Raw genomic sequence first — 17774 nt, forward strand, 5'->3', positions numbered from 1 at the left:
CGCGGGCCCGGGCGCGGCGCGGGCGAGGAGACTTCGGGGTGGCGAGAGCGCTCGATCCGGTTAGGACACCCTTGTTAGACAGACCAGTCTGTTCTGACTATCCTCGCCGCCATGACCGATACTGCAGCCGCCCCCCGCACCGCTCGTCCCGCGCGCGCGGCCAAGCCACAGGGGCAGTGGAAGATCGACGGCAAGCTCACGCTCAACCACAACGAGCAGTTCAAGCTCGAGGACGACGCCCTCAACGTGCGTCAGCGCATCCTGGACACGTACTCCAAGGAGGGCTTCGGCTCGATTTCGGGCGACGACCTGTCCGGGCGTATGCGCTGGTGGGGCTTGTACACGCAGCGTAAGCAGGGCCTCGACGGCTCCCGCACCTCGAAGCTCGAGGCCGACGAGCTGCAGGACGAGTACTTCATGATGCGGGTCCGCACCGACGGCGGCGCGGTCACCACCGACCAGCTGCGCGTCCTGGCCAGCATCTCCACCGACTTCGCCCGCGGCACGGCCGACATCTCCGACCGGCAGAACATCCAGTACCACTGGATCGCCATCGAGGACGTCCCCACCATCTGGCAGCGGCTGGAGGACGTGGGCATCGACACCGTCGAGGCGTGCGGCGACTGCCCCCGCGTCATCCTCGGCAGCCCCGTCGCCGGCGTCGCGGAGGACGAGATCCTCGACCCCACCCCGGTGATCGAGGAGATCAAGGCCAAGTACATCGGGACGCCCGAGTTCTCGAACCTGCCGCGCAAGTTCAAGTCCGCCATCACCGGCCACCCGAGCCTCGACGTGGTCCACGAGATCAACGACATCTCGCTGGTCGGCGTCGAGCACCCCGAGCTCGGCCCCGGTTACGACCTCTGGGTCGGCGGCGGCCTGTCGACCAACCCCCAGCTGGCGACGCGCATCGGCGTGTTCGTCCGCCAGGAGGAGGCGGCGGAAGTGTGGGCCGGCGTGGTGGGCATCTTCCGCGACTACGGCTACCGCCGCATGCGCACCCGCGCCCGCCTGAAGTTCCTCATCAAGGACTGGGGAGCCGAGAAGTTCCGCCAGGTCCTGCAGGATGAGTACCTCGGCCGCGAGCTCCCCGACGGCCCGGCGCCCGAGCGTGGCGTCGGCTCCGGCGACCACGTGGGCGTCTACGAGCAGAAGGACGGCCGCTTCTACGTGGGCGCCGCCCCGACCGTCGGCCGCGTCGGCGGCGAGAAGCTCGCGCAGGTCGCCGACCTCGCCGAGGCCGCCGGGTCGCACCGCGTGCGCTTCACCCCGCACCAGAAGCTGCTCGTGCTGGACGTCGAGCCGGACAAGGTCGACCAGCTGGTCGAGGGCCTTGCCGAGATCGGGTTGCACGCCCGCCCGAGCTCGTTCCGCCGCGCCACCATGGCGTGCACCGGCATCGAGTTCTGCAAGCTCGCCTTCGTCGACACCAAGGACACCGCCACCTCGCTGGTGGACGAGCTCGAGCGCCGCTTCGCCGACGACGCGCCGCTGCGCACGCCGCTGTCGATCCACCTCAACGGCTGCCCCAACAGCTGCGCCCGCATCCAGACCGCCGACATCGGCCTCAAGGGCCAGCTCCTCGACGGCGACACCCCCGGTTTCCAGGTCCACCTGGGCGGCGGGTTGGCGTCGGAGGACCAGGAGTCCGGCGGCCTCGGTCGCACCGTCCGCGGGCTGCGCGTGCCGTCCGCGGAACTGCCCAACTACGTCGAACGCGTGATCCGCAACTACATGGAGACCGGTGAGAACGGCGAGACCTTCGCCGAGTGGGCTCACCGGGTGGACGAGGAGGTCCTCGTATGACCGCTGTGAGCCTGGAACTGCTGCCCCGCAGCACCGTCCTCACCCCCGGCCCCGGCCGCAAGCGCACGACCGAGGAGCTCAAGGCCATCGCCGAGGAGGCCGGCCGCCGCTTCGACGACCGCGGCCTCTACGGCAACCACGGCGAGATCGACCCGGCCGAGGTCCTGGCCTGGGCGGGGGAGACCTTCGGTGACGCGCTCGCGGTGGCGTGCTCCATGGCCAACACGGTCGTGCCCGAGATGACCGCGCAGTACGCCCCCGGCGTGGACGTGTTGTTCCTCGACACCAGCTACCACTTCCCCGAGACGGTCGGCGTCCGCGACGCGCTCGCCGCCACGCCCGGCCTCAACGTGGTGGACGTGCGCAGCCCCGCGACCCGCGAGGAGCACGAGGCCGCCCTCGGCCCGCGCCCCTACGAGACCGACCCCGAGATGTGCTGCCGCCTGCGCAAGGTCGAGCCGCTCGACGCCGCCCTGTCCGGGTACGAGGCGTGGATCACCGGCCTGCGCCGCGTGGACACCGACCACCGGGCCGGCGCGGCCATGGTCGAGTGGGACGAGAAGCACTCCATGATCAAGATCAACCCGCTGGTCGCGTGGACCATGGAGCGCGTCCACGATTACGCCGCCGAGCACGGCTGCCTGCTCAACCCGCTGCTCGACGACGGCTACCCGTCGATCGGCTGCGAGCCCTGCACCCGCCGCGTCGAGGCCGGCGCCGACCCGCGGTCCGGCCGCTGGGCGGGCTCGTCCAAGACCGAGTGCGGCATCCACCTGTGACCATCGCCGTCGCCGTGAACGCCCCGGCGCCCACCCAGGCTCCCGTGCTGGACGGGCTCCCGCTCACGGTGGGCCTGGCCGGGCGCGAGGTGCTGCTCGTCGGGGCGGGACCCGTCTCGGCCCGCCGGGCGGCGACGTTCCTCGAGGCCGGCGCTCTCGTCCGGGTGGTGGCCCCGCGCGTCGACCCGGCGATGGCCGACCTCGCGGAGCGGGCGGGTGGCGACCTCGTCGTCGTCGCCAGGCCCTTCACCCCCGCCGACCTGGACAGTCCCTGGATGGTGCACGTCGCCACCGGCGACCCACGGGTCGACGCGGAGGTCGCCGCCCTGTGCGAGCAGCGGCGGATCTGGTGCGTCACCGCCGGTGACTCCGCACTCGGCTCGGCGCGGGTGCCCGCCCGCACGGCCGTCGCGACGCCCGCCGGCACGGTGCGCATCGCCGTCGATTCGGGTGACCCGCGCCGGTCGGTGCGGGTCGGGCGCCATGTCGCGCGCTCCCTGGCCACCGCGCCCGCCGGCCTGCGTGCGCGCCGCCGCCCGGCCACCGGGTGGGTCGCGCTGGTCGGCGGCAGCGGCGACGGCGACCTGCTCACCGTCCGTGCGCGGCGCCTCATCCACACCGCGGACGTGCTGGTCGTGGACGGAGCGGCCGACGCCGCGCTGGTGGCGGAGCTCGACGACGACGTCGAGGTACTCGAAGCCGCCGCCGACCTGCCCGCCGCCCGCGTGGCGGAAATGGTGGCGACACGGTACGCGGCGGGGCACGGGGTCGTGCGGATCGCCGCGTCGGCCACTCTGGCCGATCGGGCCCGCGAGCTCGAGGCCGGCGGAGTGGAGTTCGAGGTCGTGCCGGGCGTGGTGTGACAGGGCCGGCCTAGCTCCAGGCGGCCGTGAGCGCCTCGTCGATCCCGTCCCGCACGGCTGCGCGCACCTCGTCGACGGTCGGCGGCGGCCCGGAGTCCCACACCACGATCGGCCCCGCCGCGGCGACGGCGCGTCGCGGGGGCAGCTTGGCGTGCTCGCGACCGTGGTAGGCGAGCCCCAGCGGCAGCACGGCCACCGGGGCGCCGGCCTCGCGGGCGCCGGCGACCATCATGCCGACGCCCTTCTTCACCGACTCGAGCCGCAGCGTGCGCAGGTCGTCGGCGGAGGAATTGGTGCCCTCGACGAAGGTGAGCACGACGCCCCCGTCGACGAGCCGGCCCACGCAGAGCTCGATGAGGCGCGTGGCGGCGGCCTCGTGGATGTCGGACGCCGTCCCCTCGTAATTCTTGGCCGGGAACACGGGCACCGTGCCGGTGTACTCGAAGACCGGCCGCAGTGGCCCGCGGAACAACGGGTCCTTGGTCAACCCGGTCCCGCTCGCGAGGAAGCGGATCCGCCGGTCGAACAGGGCCGCCGCGAGCACGGTGGGGTCGTGCGCGGACGGGTGGTTGACGGCCACGACGATCCCCACGCCGTCGGAGTGCAGGCGGTGCAGCCGCGCGACCGTCGCGTCGGCGATCCGCAGCCGCGGCCGGTAGAGGGCGTCCACCAGGGCCAGGAGCGGATAGGTGAAGCCGTCCCGCCGCCGACCGGGCCCGTAGAAGTCGTACACGGCCTCCCAGTTGGCCACCGTCACCTCGGGCCGCCGCCTCCGCTTGTTCATGCCCGCCGCCTGTTCATGGACCCAGCCTGTTCATCCCCCCAGTTTCGCGGAGCCGATGCGGCGGCGCACACCGATTGCGGCATGCTCGGTGACATGACTGCCACGCCCGGTCCGGCCGGCCCCCGCCTGCTGCTGGTCGCGCACGGGACCCGGTCGGCCGCCGGCCGCCGGGTGCTGGGCAGGGTCCTTCTCGAGGCGCGCAAGCAGCTCGTCGGGGTGGACTGCCGCCTCGCCTGGGTGGACGTCCAGCAGCCGGGGCCCGGGAAGATCCTCGCGGACGGCGTGCCAACGGTCGTGGTCCCCGCCTTCCTCGCGCGCGGGTTCCACGTCGTCCACGATGTCGGGCAGGCGTGCCGCGAGGCGCCCGGCCCCGTCGTCCAGACACCGCACCTGGGCGCCGAGCCCGAGCTCGTGCGGGCGCTCGTGCAGCGGCTCGCCGAGGCCGGGGCGACGGGCGCGTTCGGCGCCGACGCGGTCGTTCTGGGCGCGGCGGGCAGCAGCGATGCGTCGTCGATCGCGGAGACCCGCGCGCTGGCCGAGCACCTCGCCGAGCTGCTCCGCACGCCCGTGACCGCGGCGTTCGCGTCCGCGGCCAGCCCGACGGTCACCGAGGCGGTCTCCAGGCTGCGCGCCGACGGGCACCGTCGGATCGCCGTGGCGACGCACCTGCTCGCGCCGGGATTCTTCGCCGATCGACTGGCCGCCGCGGGCGGGAATATCACCTCTCCGCCATTGGGCGCGCACCCGGAGATCATCGATCTGATCGTGCGGAGATATCGCGAGAATTACGCGTCAATCGCTCGCTGAGTACACCGTGGAAGTGCACGCCGAACGCTGTGAATCGACTTAAAGGGTCAGCGTCGCACACATTTCCACCGATCGGTTCCCCAACGTAGTGTGTGCGGATTGTGAATTGTTTGTGCATAATGTCTTCGAAAGAGGGCCAGTCGGAACAGGGAGAAGACACGCATGGCACAGCAGTTTCAGGTGCAGTACATCGACGACCTCGACGGAACGGATCTCGGCACAGAAGCCAATTCCATTTCGTTCGCGTTTGACGGCAAGGAATACACGATCGACCTCAGCGATGAGAACGCCGAGAAGTTCCGCGAGGTCATGGCGCCGTACGTCGAGAACGGCCACCGGGTGACCACGAACAGGGCCAAGCCGGCACGCCGGACGGCGAGTAAGTCGTCCTCTTCCGGTGAGACCAAGGCCATTCGCGAATGGGCGCGGAACAACGGATACGAGGTCTCGGACCGCGGTCGAATTCCCGCCGACATCATGGACGCGTACGCCGCGGCCAACTGATCGCCGTCAACTGATCGCCGTGGACAGAGCACGGCCGAGAGGGCGGGCGGGGCCATGGGCTCCGTTTACGAGAACTGAATCACACTGCCGGGGTGGACGCTTTTCGTAAGAACTGTCTTCTCTCCGGCGAGAGAAGGACCTACAGCCCACACGGGCTGTGGGTCCCTTTTCTATTGCGTGCCTCACCCGCGGCCGGTCAATTCGCGGCGTATTCCCTCGGCGTCTCAGCCGCCCGGCCTCTCAACCACCTCAGCGCCTCAAAGCCGCTCGACCGGCGCGTCCAGGTGGGGCAGTATCCCCGCGACGAGCCCGGCGCGGATGCCCGCGTAGTTCGCCCCGCGCAGCGGGGCCAGCTCCGCGGCCGCGGCGACGGCCCGGTCGAGGACCGCCTCGGCGTCGGCGGCCTCGTGCACGATCCCGGCCGAGACGGCCTCGGCGGCGGGGTAGCGGTGGGCGGTGAGCATCGCGGTGGCCGCCACCGGATGGCCGAGGCGGGTCGTCACGAGCGCGTTCATGCCCGCCGGGAACGGCATCCCCAACCTCGCCTCGGGGAGGTTCAAGTAGCCGCGGTCCGACCGCATCACCCGGTGATCGTGGCTCAGCGCGAGCATCGCCCCGGCGCCGAACGCGTGGCCGTTGACCGCCGCGACCGTCGGCAGTTCCAGCCGCAGCATCCGGGCGAACAGCCGCTGCACCCGCGTCACGTACGCGGGCAGCCCCGCGGGGTCCGAGGCGACGACCCCCAGATCGAGCCCGTTGGAGTAGAACCGCCCGGCGCCCGTGGTGACGAGCGCGGCCGGGCCCTCGGAGGCCTCGACCTCGTCGAGCGCGGCGCCGAGCGAGTCGAGGAGGTCCGGCGAGAAGACGTTCTCGGGATTGCCGGGCTCGTCCGTCGGCTCGGGGTTCACACGCTCCGAGAATCGCAGGACGAAGTCGCTGTCATGACGGCTCAGGGTGGTCATGGACCCAGCCTAGGCCGCCCCGGCGGACGCCCGGGTAACACTGTCTCAGCGGGTGCGGACCCTGCGTGACGGCACTGTCGCGACGCCCGTATCACGGTGTCCCGCCGACACGCCACGCCGCTATGACGGTGAACTCGTCGTCGTCGTCGTACCCTGCCGGGGTGACCCCTACCTCGACGCGTGCCTCCACCCACGCCCAGTACGACGACTCGCTGCGCCTGGGGATCCTCGACGAGGCCACCCGGCGGCTCCGCGACGCGCCCCCGGAGACGCTCGGACTGCGGCCACTGGCCGCCTCCCAGGGCACCTCCACCACGGCGATCTACACGATGTTCGGCGGTAAGGCGGGACTGCTCGCGGCGGTCGCGCACGAGGCCGACCGCCAGCTCGCCGCCGCCCTGCGCGACGCCCTGCGGCACGACAGCGTCGAGGGCGACGTCCGGTCGCTGTGCCGCGCCTACCGCCTGTGGGCGCTCGACAACGAGGGTCTCTACGGCCTCGTCGTGGGCGAGCCGGTGCGGTCACCGCGCGCCGGGACCGAGCGCGGCGCCGGGGACCCCGACGAGCCCCTGTGGCGCGAGCCGCTGCTCGAGGTGGTGGACGCGGCGGTCGACGAGGGCGTCTTCCGGGCCGCCGACGTGCACGAGGCCGCGACCGCCATCTGGGCGTCGCTGCACGGCGTGGTTTCGCTGGAGCTCAGCGTGTGGCGCGGGTCGGTCAGCGCCGAGCAGTACTTCGAGACGCAGCTCGCGGCGATCCTGCGGTCGTGGGCGGGCGGCTCGGCGGGGACCGCGCGCACGCTCGGCGCCACCGGCACGGACGGCGCGGCCCGATGAGCGACCGCGCGTTCTTCACCCTCGACGACTCGGGCGCCTACATCCCCACGATCTTCGCGCGCAGTGCCTGGTCGGACAGCATGGTCAACGGCCCGGCCGTCGTGGCGGCCGCCGCCCGCGCCCTGGAGCTCGAGCACGGCGCCGACGGCTTCCAGCCGGCGCGCCTGACCGTGGACCTGTTCGCCCCGGTCCGCAACGAGCCGCTCGTCGCGCGCACCGAGGAGATCCGGGCCGGGAACCGCATCCGCGTGGCCGACGTCGAGCTCACGCAGGGCGACAAGGCCGTCGCCCGGGCCACGCTCGTCCAGCTGCGCCGCGGCGAGCAGCCGCCGGGCCGGATCTGGCGGTCGGGCCGGGTCGTCGAGCCCCCGACGGGGGCCGCGGACGAGCCCGACAAGCCCGGCTCCAACGTCTTCTTCGGCAGCGGCGAGAACCCCGTCACGTGGGACCGCGACATGGGCCTGCACCAGAACGACCAGCGTAAACGCTTCTGGCAGCAGCCCCTCGACACCATCACCGGCGAGGACTCCACGCCGTTCCAGCGCGCGGTGACGCTGGCCGAGTCGACGAGCCTCATGACGCACTGGGGCGACGAAGGGATCGGCTTCATCAACGCCGACCTCACCGTGGCGCTGGCGCGCCTGCCGCGCTCGCGTGACCTGGGGATCGAGGCCGACGAGCACATCAGCGCCGAGGGCGTCGCGGTGGGCACGGCCTCGCTCTTCGACCGCGACGGCGTGTTCGCCACCGGCACCGTGGTGGCCGTGTCCAACGCGGGTCGGCAGATCGACTTCACGCGGCGCGGGCCGGGCGGCGACTCCGGGGGCCGCGGCTCGCTCGGCGGCTCGGAGAGGGCGAGGCGGGTATGACCGACGGCCCCGACGGTTCCGACTCCGGCCCCGCGTCCCGCCTGAGCCACGCCCGGATGCTCGACGCGCTCGAGGCGCAGATCGGGCTGGTGCGGTTCGCGCTGGCGGGGGACGGGTCGGCTGGCGCGGACATCACCGCCGCCGTGCCGTCGTGCCCGGACTGGACCGTCCACGACCTCGTCGCGCACCTGGGCACCATCAACTGGTGGGCGGGTCAGACCGTCCGTGAGGCGACGCCCGACGCCCGGGCCCGCGGCATGAGCGCGGTGCAGCGCTCGGCGCCGCCGGCCTCGGACGGCGCGCCTGGCCTCGCCGACTGGTACGCGCGGATCGCCGACGAGATGCTCCGGACCCTCACTGACACCGCCCCGGACGCGCCCGCCTGGACCTTCTCCGGCGCCGGCCGCGCCGACTTCTGGCTCCGGCGGCAGCTGCACGAGACCACGATCCACCGCTGGGACGTCGAGACCGCGCTGCACGGCGCGGCCGCGACGACGCCCGTGTCGGAGGACGTGGCCGTCGACGGCATCGACGAGTTCTGCACGGTGATGCGCCCGCATTTCTCCGGACGCGTGCCCGCGTTGCCGCTGACGATCCGCCTGCGCGCGGTGCCCCACGCGGCCGGGAGTGACGCGGACGGGGGCCTCGCCCCGGGCGGCCTCGCGGCGGGCGCCGAGCCGGTCGGTGCGGGCGCGCTGGGCGCGCTCGAGTGGGAACTGCCGGGGCCTCCGGACGGTGGGGAGGTCGAGGTGGCCGGCCCGCCGGAGACTCTCGCCCTGCTGCTGTGGGGGCGCGTGCGCGCGGACGCCGCGGACCCGGAGGTCACCGGCGACCGCGACGGCCTCGACGCCGCCCTGGAGGCCGGGCTGTCCGGGTGAGTGGGCCGTCGGCGTGAGGTTCCCCGCCGCGGTGGCGTGGGTCGCGCTCGGCGGCGCGATCGGGACGTACGCGCGCGTCGCCGTGACCGAGGCGTTCGCGCCGGCGCTCGCGGTGACCCTCGCCGTCAACGTCCTGGGGGCGTTCCTGTTGGGCGCGCTGGTGACCGGGTTCGAGGGCGGTGGGAACCGTGATGGGGGACGACGACGACAACGCGCGCGGTTGCTCCTCGGGACCGGTTTCTGCGGGGGTTTCACCACGTACTCCCTCATAGCGCTGCAGGCCGCTACGCTGGCCCGCTCGGGTGACGGGTCGGCGGCACTGGCCTATTGCGTGGTGACGCTCGTGCTGGGCGCTGTCGCCACCGCGCTCGGCGTGGTGCTGGCCGCGTGGGCGCGGAATCGGGCGCGTGACCGGGCGCCTGGTGCCGCGTGAGCGCGCTGGTAGACGATGTCGTGACGGCGTTGTGGGTCGCGCTCGGCGGCGGTGTGGGCGCCGCGGCGAGGTACGCGCTCGACCGGGCGGTATCCGCTCGCTGGCGGGGTCGGTTCCCGCTCGGGACCTTCCTGGTCAACGTGTCGGGGTCGCTCGCGCTGGGGTTGTTCACCGGCCTGCTCGTTGACGGCTCCCTCCCGCTGAGCCTTCTCGGTGTCGGGGCGCTCGGCGGTTACACGACGTTCTCCACCGCCAGTTATGACACCGTCCGCCTTGCCCGGGAGCGACACTTCGGTACCGCGCTGGTCTACGGGCTCGGCACGATGTTCGTCACGGTGGCCGCCGCGGCGCTGGGGTTGTGGCTGGCGGGGTTGTGGCCGGCAGGCGGCTGGTCCACTGTGGGGTGATGGGTCATCGGATGTTCGTGGCGGTCGTACCGCCGGAGGAGGTTCGCGACCAGCTCGAGACGTTCCTCGAGCCGCGGCCCGGGTTGGCGTGGACAAGCCCCTCGCAGTGGCACCTCACGCTGACGTTCTGTCCCGATGTCGACGACTGGCGCCTCGACGAGCTCACCGAGCGGCTGGAGGCGGTCGCCCGCAAGCACGAGCCGTTCCGGGTGCGCCTGGCGGGTGCCGGGGCGTTTCCGTCGGTCGAGCGGGCCAAGGTCCTGTGGGCGGGCGTGGATCAGCCGGAGGCGCGGCCGCTCAACGCGCTCGCCGCGGGCGCCCGGTCGGCCGCCAACGCCGCCGGGTGCGTTCCGGACGGGGCCCGGTTCCGGCCGCACCTCACGCTGGCCAGGCTCGGGGGCCGCGACGACGCGACCGCGTGGCTCCGCGTGCTCGACACCTTCACCAGCAGCGACTGGGAGGTCTCCGAGATCGCCCTCGTCGACTCGTTCCTCGGCGAGGGCCCCCGCGGCCGGGCCCGCCACGAGGTGGTGGCCCGGCTGCCGCTGGGCTCACGGGAGCGCCGGTGGTGGGACCCGCCCGGCGGCTGACACGGTCACGCTCTGCGGCCGGTCACGCCCCGCAACCGGTCACAGGCCCGCGCACTGACCCTGGCGCTCGCCGGCGACCTGGTTGCCGCCACCGGTCGGGGCCGGGTCGTTCGCCTCGCACTCGAGATCCCCGCCGATCGTGTTGCCCTCGAAGCGCTGCGTCCCGGAGTTCTCCTCCGATTCGACGTCGCCGCCGATCCGGACGTTATCGAGGGTGGCCTCGCCCCCGTATTCGAGCTCGACGGAGCCGGTCACCTCGCCGCCGGAGACGAGCACGGCCGTGTGGCCCTCGGCGTCGATGTCCTCGGTGACGCGGACGTTGAACGCCTCGAGGCGGCCGCCGCCGAGCACGTCGATGTCCCCGTTGACCGCCAGGTCCCGCAGGATGCACGTCTGGCCGTCGAGGACCCGGATGTCGCCGGAGATGTCCTCCCCGGTGCGTTCGCCGGAGCAGTCGACGAGCTCGGGTGCGGCACCACCGCCGGCGGCCCGGTCCTGCTCGGGGACGGTCGGCGAGGAGGACTGCTCGGTGACGGTGACGGTCTGCTCGGCGGGGGTCTGCTCGGCGGCCTGGTCGTCGGACCCGGAGGTGCACCCGGCCGCGGCGAGCAGCGCGGCGGCCGGGAGCGCGAGCAGGGCGCGACCGGCGCGGGCGCGAGGGCACGCGGGGGCGGTGTGGGCGGTGTGAGTGGCGCGGGCGGCGTGGACGGACATCGTGGACGACCTCTTCGCTCGGGCGGCCGGGGCACGCTGGCGGTCTTCGGCCGCGGTGGTGACGTTTCCCACCGTAGGCGCCGCCGGGCCACCCGCCACCGGTGCCGCGGCTACCGTGAGCGCGTGGAACTCATCGGGACCGTGGACCCTGCCCATCCTCTCGTCGTCGTGGCCCTGGAGCAGGAGGCCCGGCACTTCGTCACCGACTTCCCCGTCCTCGTCACCGGGGTGGGGAAGGTCCGCGCGGCGGTGGCCGTCGCGCACGCCCTCGGTGGCGGCGCCCGGCCGCGCGAGTTGGTCAACGTCGGCACGGCCGGCGGTCTGCACCCGGGGATGGAGGGCACGCACGAGGTCGCGACGGTGTTCCAGCACGACTTCGACGACCCCGCGCTGCACGCGGTCACCGGTCGTCACGACGGTCCGCCGCTCGCCCTGTCGGCAACCCGTGCCGTGACACCGGAGCAGGCGCCCGCGCCCTCGACGCCGGGTGGTACGGCCGCGCCGGTGCTCGCGACAGGCGATCGCTTCGTCGCCGGCGGGCCGGTCCGTGACCGTCTGGCGGGTGTCGCCGACCTGGTGGACATGGAGGGGTACGCGGTCGCCGCGGCCGGGGCGATGCTCGGCGTGCCCACCCGGTTGGTCAAGCACGTCTCGGACTCCGCCGACGAATCCGCCGGGACCACGTGGGTCGAGGGCGTCGACGCCTGCGCCCGCGTGCTGGCGGAGTGGGTCGGCACCCGCCTGGCCTGACGCGGCGGCCGCGGCCCGGTCGCGTTGCCTGTCTCGATCTGTTCGAACCCTTGTGCGCTTGCGGGCGCGGAGGTATGATCGAACTGTAGTTCGAGATAGGTGATCATCGTTCGGTGTGGCGCTCGGCGGAGGGGGTGGGGTTGGTGACGACGGCGAGGACGTTGTTCGCGGTCCCTGAGGGTCTGGGCGCGTTGGACATGGCGGCGGTCAGTGAGGCGGCTCGCGCGGCGACGCTGGCGCAGAACCGGGCCGGGGCGACGCGGTTGGAGGCCGCGTACGTGCTGGTCGAGCAGTTCGCCCGCGCGGCGCAGACCGAGGACGAGCAGGGGCCTGCGGGGTCGCGTCGGCCGGGGTATGCGCGGTTGGCGCCGGCGGCGCGGGCGCGTGATCATCTGGTGGCGGCGTGTCAGTTGACGTGTTGGCATGCCGAGCGGTTGGTCACCGCGGGGGTGCAGATCCATACCCGTCTGTCCCGGCTGTGTTCGGTGGTGGGGCGGGGGGTGATGCCCGAGGATCTGGCGGTCGATATCGCGTGTCGTCTGGCCGAGGTGCCGGATGCGATCGTGGGGGACGTGGAGGACGAGGTGCTGGCCCGCTTCACCGGCGATCTCGAGGGCGGGGACCGGCCGAGCCGGTCGGCGGTGGAGTCGGCGATCGAGGACGCGGTGGAGCGGTGCGATCCGGCCGGGGCGCAGGAGGCGGCTGAGGCGGCGGCCGAGACCCGCGAGGTGCGGTTCCGCGGCGGCCGCAACGGGATGGCCACGATGTGGGCCAAGCTCACCGCGGCCGATGCGGAGTTGCTGCGCCGTCGTATCGACACCGACGCCGCGGTGGCGGCCGCGGACGGGCTGGACCGGCCGATGGCTCAGTCGCGCGCGGACGCCCTGGCCGCGCTGGCGGTGTACCCGCCCGACGCAGCCGCCTGCGATACCGCCACCACCGGCGCATCCGCGGGCGATCCCGCCACCGGCACCGCCGACGCTGCGGCGGCGCCGGCCGAGGAGTGCGGTATCGAGCTCGGCCAGGTGCGGGTGGGGGCGGATCTGCCGCGTCCGTCGCTGGGCAACGCGGCGCGGGCGGGGGTGCCGATTCGGATCAGTGTGATCGCCTCGGCGGTGCGGGGTCTGCCGAATCGGGTGGAGTTCGTCCACGGCACCTACAGCAGCTTCGAGTGGTTGTGCACGGAGTTGCTCGAGGGCGATGAGGCCAGTGTGCGGTTCGAGCTCATCGACCCCGCCCCCGGAGTGCTGGACAACCCGGAGCGCGCGTTGCGGTATGTGATCACCCCGGCGATGGCCGAGCGGATCCGGCTACGCGACGGCACCTGTCGGCATCCGGGGTGTTCGGTGCCGGCGAAGGACTGCGACGTGGATCATGTGATCGCGTTCAACACGCGTGATCCGGAACTGGGTGGGCCGACCACCGAGTGGAACCTGGTGTGCCTGTGTCGCAAGCATCACCGGGAGAAGACGTTCGGCACCAACACCTACCGCACCGGCCCGCTGGGTGAGTTGATCATCTGCACCGACACCGGGCACGAGCACCGCACCAGACCTAAAGGCCCCCTGGCGCGGGCCCGCGACGCCATCCGAGAACGCGAGTGGGAGGCCTTCGCCGACCGCATCATCGGACCCGACGGCACCCTGATCAACCCACCAGGCCACACCAGACACGGACCCCACACCCGACCCGCCTGAGAGGCCACGGCGCGCCGCCGGGGCTTCTCAGCAGTCGCCGACACCCACCCACTCCGACAAGCCGTCGGAGAAGCGCTGACGTTTCCAGATCGGCACCTCGTGCTTGAGGCGCTCGATGAGGTCCGAACACGCCGCGAACGCCTCCGCCCGGTGCGGCGCCACCGCCACCGCGACCACGGCGACCTCACCCACCGTCAACACGCCCACCCGGTGCACCGCGCCCACGCGCGTCACGCGCTGCGGATCGACGGGCCGACCGTCGGCGTCGGCGGGGCCGCTGTGTTCGCGGGCCACCTCCTCGCAGAGCCGGGCCAGCACATTCTGCGCGACAGGGTGAGCGGAGTACTCGATGTGCTCGACATCGGCGCGACCGGCGTCGTGATCACGCACGATCCCGGAGAACGTCACCATCGCGCCGTCCGCCGTGCTCCACACGGCCTGCTCGACGTCGCGGGGCTCGATCCGCTCGTCGGTGATCCGCGCCAGCGGCGCGGAGTGCGGCCCGGAGGACTGCCCCGGGGCCGGGGTCGTGGTCGACATCAGTGCCCACCCCCGTGGACGTGGACGTCCAGCAGGTGCTCGAGCAACTCGTCGAGCACCGCCAGCCCGTCACGGACCCCGCCCGACGACCCGGGCAGGTTCGCCACCAGCGTGCGCTCGGCGAACCCGGCGAGACCACGACTCATCGCCGCCGTCGGCGTCGCGGCCAGACCGCGGGCCCGCATCGCCTCCGCGACACCCGGCAGTTCGAGCGTCAGGTGCGGCGCGGTGGCCTCGGGCGTGCGGTCGTCGGGCGCGACCCCCGTGCCGCCCGTGGTGAGCAGGACCGCCGGCGAGCGGCGCACCTGCTCGGTGACCGCGGTGGCCACATCTGCATCGGCCACGACGTGCACCTCCACCGGCGAGAAGCCGCGCTCACGCAGCCAGGCCTCGATGGCGGGCCCGGTGGTATCGGTGCGGTCGCCGCGGGCGGCGGCCGTGGAGGAGACGACGACGACGCCGGTCCGGCCGACCTCGAGGGCCGCGGGCCCGGAGTTCGAGCGAGCGCCCTCGTCGTCGTCGACGATCCCACCGCTCGGCTCAGTGCCGTGTTCCTCCCGTCTCCAGTCTCCGCGTTTGCCGCCCGACTTGGCGGCGAGTCGGACACCGTCCATGGTGGCGAGCGGGTCGACCGCCTTGACCATGTCGTGCAGCGTGAGCCCCGCGACCGACACGGCGGTGAGCGCCTCCATCTCCACGCCCGTCCGGCCGGTGGTCTTTGCGGTGGCACGGACGAGGATCTCGCCCGACTCGTCGTCGAGGTCGAAGTGCACCTTCACCGAGTTCAACGGGATCTGGTGGCACAGCGGGATGAGCTCCGACGTCTTCTTGGCGGCCCCGATGCCGGCCAGTCGCGCGGTGGCCAGGACATCCGCCTTGCCGAGCGCGTCGCCGGCGACCATCGTCACCACGTCCGGGCGCGTGCGGAAGACGCCCTCCGCGGTGGCGGTGCGCGTGGTCACGGCCTTGTCGCCGACGTCGACCATCCGCACGCGGCCCTCCGGGTCGAGGTGGGTGAGGCCGGAGGGGGTGTGATGCGGGTCTGCCATGGCCTCCACGCTAGTCCTCGGCGCCGGGTGTGGCCGATCGGATCGGGGGAGGACCTCCGGCGGGCATGCTGGAGGTATCGCAGTGTGACCAGTGGAGGAGGCGGGCAGATGGAGACGGCGATCGTCATCGGAGCGGGGATGGTGGGGCTGTCGACGGCCTGGCATCTGCAGGAACACGGTGTCGAGGTCACGGTGGTCGATCGAGAGGGGGTGGCCGCCGGTTCCTCGTGGGGGAACGCCGGCTACCTCGCCCCGGCCCTGACCCTGCCGCTGGCGGATCCGAGTGTGTGGACGTACGGGCTGAAGGCGTTGCTCGACCCGGATGCCGCGCTGCACGTGCCACTCCGGGTCGACCCCGGACTGTGGGGGTTCCTGGCGCGATTCCTCGCACACGGGACGATGCGGGCGTGGCATCGGGCCATGGCCGGCCTGGCCCCGATCAATGCCCTCGCTCTGGAGGCGTTCGACCAGCTGACGGACGGTGGGGTCGAGGCCCGGACGCGAGAGGGCCCCTTCGTGGTCGGGTTCACCGACCACGCGTCGGCCACGGCGTTCCTCGACGAACTCCAGTGGGTTCGCGGCCACGGGATGGAGGTCGAGGTGGAGCGGCTCGACGTCGCCCGAACACTGGCGCCGATCCTCTCGGAGGAGGTCACGGCGGCCTACCGGATGGACGGCCAGCGCTTTATCGAACCGGGACCTTTCGTGAACGCGCTCGGCGACGCGGTCCGCGCGCGCGGCGCTCGGCTGCGCACCGGGGACGCCGTCACCGAGGTGAGGCCCGGACGCGCCCCCGGGGTCGTCCTCGCGACCGGGGAGCGGCTCAGCGCCGACTCGGTCGTCATCGCCACCGGTGCCTGGATGCCACAGCTCGCCCGCCCGCTCGGGGTGAGAGCGCGAGTCCAGGCGGGCCGGGGTTACTCGTTCTCGGTGGGCGTCGAGGAGCCGATCCCGCACCCCGTCTACCTGCCGGCGCAGCGCATCGCGTGCACCCCGTATCAGGGGCGGCTCCGGATCGCCGGAACGATGGAGTTCCTCGGACCCGACGAGCCGCCCCGGGACAGGCGGGTCCGGGCGATGCTCGATCAGGTCGACGGGGTGTTCCGAGGCGTGGACCTCGACGATAGGCGGGACGAGTGGGTCGGCTCCCGGCCCGTGACGCCCGACGGGCTGCCGCTGGTGGGCGCCACCGCGGGCCGTGGGGTGTACGTCGCCGGTGGCCACGGGATGTGGGGGATCGTGCTCGGTCCCGCCACCGGGAGACTGCTCGCGAAGCAGATCGTCACCGGGCAGGTCGACCCGGTGCTCACGCCGTTCGACCCGCTGCGATGAGCGCCCGGCCCGGTCATCGCCGAGCGGGGCCCGGCGACGTGGCAGTACGGGTGGGGGTTTAATCGCGGGAATGGCATTGCTCTTCGAACCGATCCGCATCCGCGACCTCGAGATCCGTAACCGGGCGTGGCTGTCCCCGATGTGTCAGTACTCGTGCGAGGACCGCGACGGCGTGCCGACGCCGTGGCACCTGGTCCACCTCGGCGCGCGGGCGCAGGGTGGGTTCGGGCTGATCCTCGCCGAGGCCTCGGCCGTCGTGCCGGAGGGGCGCATCAGTCCGGAGGACGCCGGCCTGTGGAACGACGCCCAGCGCGACGCGTGGGCGCCCGTTGTGGACTTCGTGCACTCCCAGGGAGCGGCGATCGGCATCCAGCTGGCGCACGCCGGGCGCAAGGCGTCGACGTACCGGGCGTGGCCCGGCTACCCCGGCGGCTCCATGCCGGTCTCCGAGGGCGGCTGGACGACGGTCGCGCCGTCGGCGATCCCGTTCGGCGACATGGCCACGCCCGAGGCGCTCGACGCCGACGGCGTCCGGGGCGTGGTGCGCGCCTTCGCCGACGCCGCCCGCCGCGCCGACCAGGCAGGGTTCGACGTGGTGGAGATCCACGCCGCCCACGGCTACCTGCTCCACGAGTTCCTCTCGCCGCTGTCCAACGAGCGCACCGACTCCTACGGCGGCTCGCGCGACAACCGCGCGCGGCTGCTGCTGGAGGTCTGCGACGCCGTGCGCGAGGTCTGGCCCCAGGGCAAGCCGCTGTTCGTGCGCATCTCGGCCACGGACTGGGTGCCCGGCGGCTGGACGCCCGAGGACTCGCGCTGGCTGGCGGACCGGCTCGCCGAGCACGGCGTGGACCTGGTGGACGTCTCATCCGCCGCGAACACGCCCGACCGCCCGCCGGTGGCGCTCGAGCAGGGCTACCAGGTGCCGCTCACCGAGGAGGTCCGCGCGTCGGGTGCGGTGCTCGCGGGCGCGGTCGGCCTGATCAGCGACCCGAAGTTCGCCGAGCGGCTGCTCGTCGAGGAGCGCGCCGACGTCGTGTTCCTCGGCCGCGCCGGACTCCGCGAGCCCGCCTGGCCGCAGCGCGCGGCCGCCGAGCTGGGCCTCGACTGGCGCGATGCGCCGTACCCGCCGCAGTACACGCGGGGGAAGTGGGACTGAGCCCGGGCGGGCCGA

General features: G+C 73.1%; 20 protein-coding genes. 15 read left to right on the forward strand and 5 right to left on the reverse strand.

Annotated elements, in window-relative coordinates; translation table 11 throughout:
- The first annotated feature begins 111 nt into the window (after positions 1 to 111).
- Genes A6035_RS01285 through A6035_RS01295 form a run of 3 tightly spaced genes read left to right on the forward strand, consistent with a single transcriptional unit; the run spans position 112 to position 3448 of the window.
- A complete protein-coding gene (locus A6035_RS01285; protein WP_108846292.1) occupies positions 112 to 1806 on the forward strand; it encodes a nitrite/sulfite reductase in 1695 nt (564 codons plus the stop codon).
- The gene (locus A6035_RS01290) at positions 1803 to 2585 is read left to right on the forward strand and encodes a phosphoadenylyl-sulfate reductase (RefSeq protein WP_108846293.1); all 783 of its coding nucleotides are present in this window, start codon (positions 1803 to 1805) and stop codon (positions 2583 to 2585) included. Before A6035_RS01285 ends, A6035_RS01290 begins: the two co-directional genes overlap by 4 nt.
- Positions 2582 to 3448 (forward strand): NAD(P)-dependent oxidoreductase, encoded by an 867-nt coding sequence (locus A6035_RS01295; RefSeq protein ID WP_167400689.1) that lies wholly within the window; start codon positions 2582 to 2584, stop codon positions 3446 to 3448. Before A6035_RS01290 ends, A6035_RS01295 begins: the two co-directional genes overlap by 4 nt.
- 10 nt (positions 3449 to 3458) lie before the next feature.
- Here A6035_RS01295 and A6035_RS01300 read toward each other — a convergent pair whose 3' ends face one another.
- Positions 3459 to 4232 carry a lysophospholipid acyltransferase family protein gene (locus A6035_RS01300; RefSeq protein WP_244192491.1) on the reverse strand — a complete coding sequence of 258 codons (774 nt, stop codon included), beginning with the start codon at positions 4230 to 4232 and terminating at the stop codon, positions 3459 to 3461.
- 93 nt (positions 4233 to 4325) lie between these two features.
- Here A6035_RS01300 and A6035_RS01305 point away from each other — a divergent pair, with 93 nt between their 5' ends.
- Positions 4326 to 5039, forward strand: a complete 714-nt coding sequence (locus A6035_RS01305; protein ID WP_244192492.1) for a sirohydrochlorin chelatase — start codon at positions 4326 to 4328, stop codon at positions 5037 to 5039.
- A 162-nt stretch (positions 5040 to 5201) separates the two neighbouring features.
- The gene (locus A6035_RS01310) at positions 5202 to 5543 is read left to right on the forward strand and encodes a histone-like nucleoid-structuring protein Lsr2 (protein WP_108846295.1); all 342 of its coding nucleotides are present in this window, start codon (positions 5202 to 5204) and stop codon (positions 5541 to 5543) included.
- A 257-nt stretch (positions 5544 to 5800) separates the two neighbouring features.
- Here A6035_RS01310 and A6035_RS01315 read toward each other — a convergent pair whose 3' ends face one another.
- On the reverse strand, positions 5801 to 6505 hold the full coding sequence (locus tag A6035_RS01315) for an enoyl-CoA hydratase/isomerase family protein (RefSeq protein WP_108846296.1): 705 nt from the start codon (positions 6503 to 6505) through the stop codon (positions 5801 to 5803).
- A gap of 161 nt (positions 6506 to 6666) precedes the next feature.
- Here A6035_RS01315 and A6035_RS01320 point away from each other — a divergent pair, with 161 nt between their 5' ends.
- Genes A6035_RS01320 through thpR form a run of 6 tightly spaced genes read left to right on the forward strand, consistent with a single transcriptional unit; the run spans position 6667 to position 10518 of the window.
- Positions 6667 to 7341 carry a TetR/AcrR family transcriptional regulator gene (locus A6035_RS01320; RefSeq protein ID WP_244192493.1) on the forward strand — a complete coding sequence of 225 codons (675 nt, stop codon included), beginning with the start codon at positions 6667 to 6669 and terminating at the stop codon, positions 7339 to 7341.
- Entirely contained in the window at positions 7338 to 8210 is an 873-nt protein-coding gene (locus A6035_RS01325) for an acyl-CoA thioesterase domain-containing protein (RefSeq protein WP_108849006.1), read from the forward strand. The genes A6035_RS01320 and A6035_RS01325 overlap by 4 nt, the downstream gene beginning before the upstream one ends.
- The gene (locus A6035_RS01330) at positions 8207 to 9088 is read left to right on the forward strand and encodes a maleylpyruvate isomerase family mycothiol-dependent enzyme (protein WP_108846298.1); all 882 of its coding nucleotides are present in this window, start codon (positions 8207 to 8209) and stop codon (positions 9086 to 9088) included. The genes A6035_RS01325 and A6035_RS01330 overlap by 4 nt, the downstream gene beginning before the upstream one ends.
- A 13-nt stretch (positions 9089 to 9101) precedes the next feature.
- The gene (locus A6035_RS01335) at positions 9102 to 9521 is read left to right on the forward strand and encodes a fluoride efflux transporter FluC (RefSeq protein WP_108846299.1); all 420 of its coding nucleotides are present in this window, start codon (positions 9102 to 9104) and stop codon (positions 9519 to 9521) included.
- Positions 9518 to 9928 (forward strand): fluoride efflux transporter CrcB, encoded by a 411-nt coding sequence (gene crcB, locus A6035_RS01340; protein WP_208635552.1) that lies wholly within the window; start codon positions 9518 to 9520, stop codon positions 9926 to 9928. The genes A6035_RS01335 and crcB overlap by 4 nt, the downstream gene beginning before the upstream one ends.
- Positions 9928 to 10518 (forward strand): RNA 2',3'-cyclic phosphodiesterase, encoded by a 591-nt coding sequence (gene thpR, locus A6035_RS01345; RefSeq protein ID WP_108846300.1) that lies wholly within the window; start codon positions 9928 to 9930, stop codon positions 10516 to 10518. The genes crcB and thpR overlap by 1 nt, the downstream gene beginning before the upstream one ends.
- Before the next feature lie 39 nt (positions 10519 to 10557).
- Here thpR and A6035_RS01350 read toward each other — a convergent pair whose 3' ends face one another.
- Positions 10558 to 11232 carry a hypothetical protein gene (locus tag A6035_RS01350; RefSeq protein WP_244192494.1) on the reverse strand — a complete coding sequence of 225 codons (675 nt, stop codon included), beginning with the start codon at positions 11230 to 11232 and terminating at the stop codon, positions 10558 to 10560.
- Positions 11233 to 11355: 123 nt separating this feature from the next.
- On the opposite strand from A6035_RS01350, the gene A6035_RS01355 reads away from it, so the two are divergent.
- Together A6035_RS01355 and A6035_RS01360 are read left to right on the forward strand one after the other, a co-directional pair.
- A complete protein-coding gene (locus tag A6035_RS01355) occupies positions 11356 to 11982 on the forward strand; it encodes a nucleosidase (protein WP_108846301.1) in 627 nt (208 codons plus the stop codon).
- A gap of 143 nt (positions 11983 to 12125) precedes the next feature.
- The gene (locus A6035_RS01360; protein WP_244192495.1) at positions 12126 to 13679 is read left to right on the forward strand and encodes an HNH endonuclease signature motif containing protein; all 1554 of its coding nucleotides are present in this window, start codon (positions 12126 to 12128) and stop codon (positions 13677 to 13679) included.
- A 27-nt stretch (positions 13680 to 13706) separates the two neighbouring features.
- Here A6035_RS01360 and A6035_RS01365 read toward each other — a convergent pair whose 3' ends face one another.
- Positions 13707 to 14219 (reverse strand): molybdenum cofactor biosynthesis protein MoaE, encoded by a 513-nt coding sequence (locus tag A6035_RS01365; RefSeq protein ID WP_108846302.1) that lies wholly within the window; start codon positions 14217 to 14219, stop codon positions 13707 to 13709.
- Positions 14219 to 15268, reverse strand: coding sequence for a bifunctional molybdenum cofactor biosynthesis protein MoaC/MoaB (gene moaCB / locus A6035_RS01370; RefSeq protein WP_108849010.1), 1050 nt, complete (start codon positions 15266 to 15268; stop codon positions 14219 to 14221). Before moaCB ends, A6035_RS01365 begins: the two co-directional genes overlap by 1 nt.
- Positions 15269 to 15376: 108 nt before the next feature.
- On the opposite strand from moaCB, the gene A6035_RS01375 reads away from it, so the two are divergent.
- Together A6035_RS01375 and A6035_RS01380 are read left to right on the forward strand one after the other, a co-directional pair.
- Positions 15377 to 16600: an NAD(P)/FAD-dependent oxidoreductase gene (locus A6035_RS01375; protein WP_108846303.1), complete on the forward strand. Its 1224-nt coding sequence runs from the start codon at positions 15377 to 15379 to the stop codon at positions 16598 to 16600.
- Between the two features lie 70 nt (positions 16601 to 16670).
- Entirely contained in the window at positions 16671 to 17759 is a 1089-nt protein-coding gene (locus A6035_RS01380) for an NADH:flavin oxidoreductase/NADH oxidase (RefSeq protein WP_108846304.1), read from the forward strand.
- Positions 17760 to 17774 lie beyond the last annotated feature (15 nt).

This window comes from Dietzia lutea (assembly GCF_003096075.1).
In the GTDB taxonomy this organism is placed as follows: Bacteria; Actinomycetota; Actinomycetes; order Mycobacteriales; family Mycobacteriaceae; genus Dietzia; species Dietzia lutea.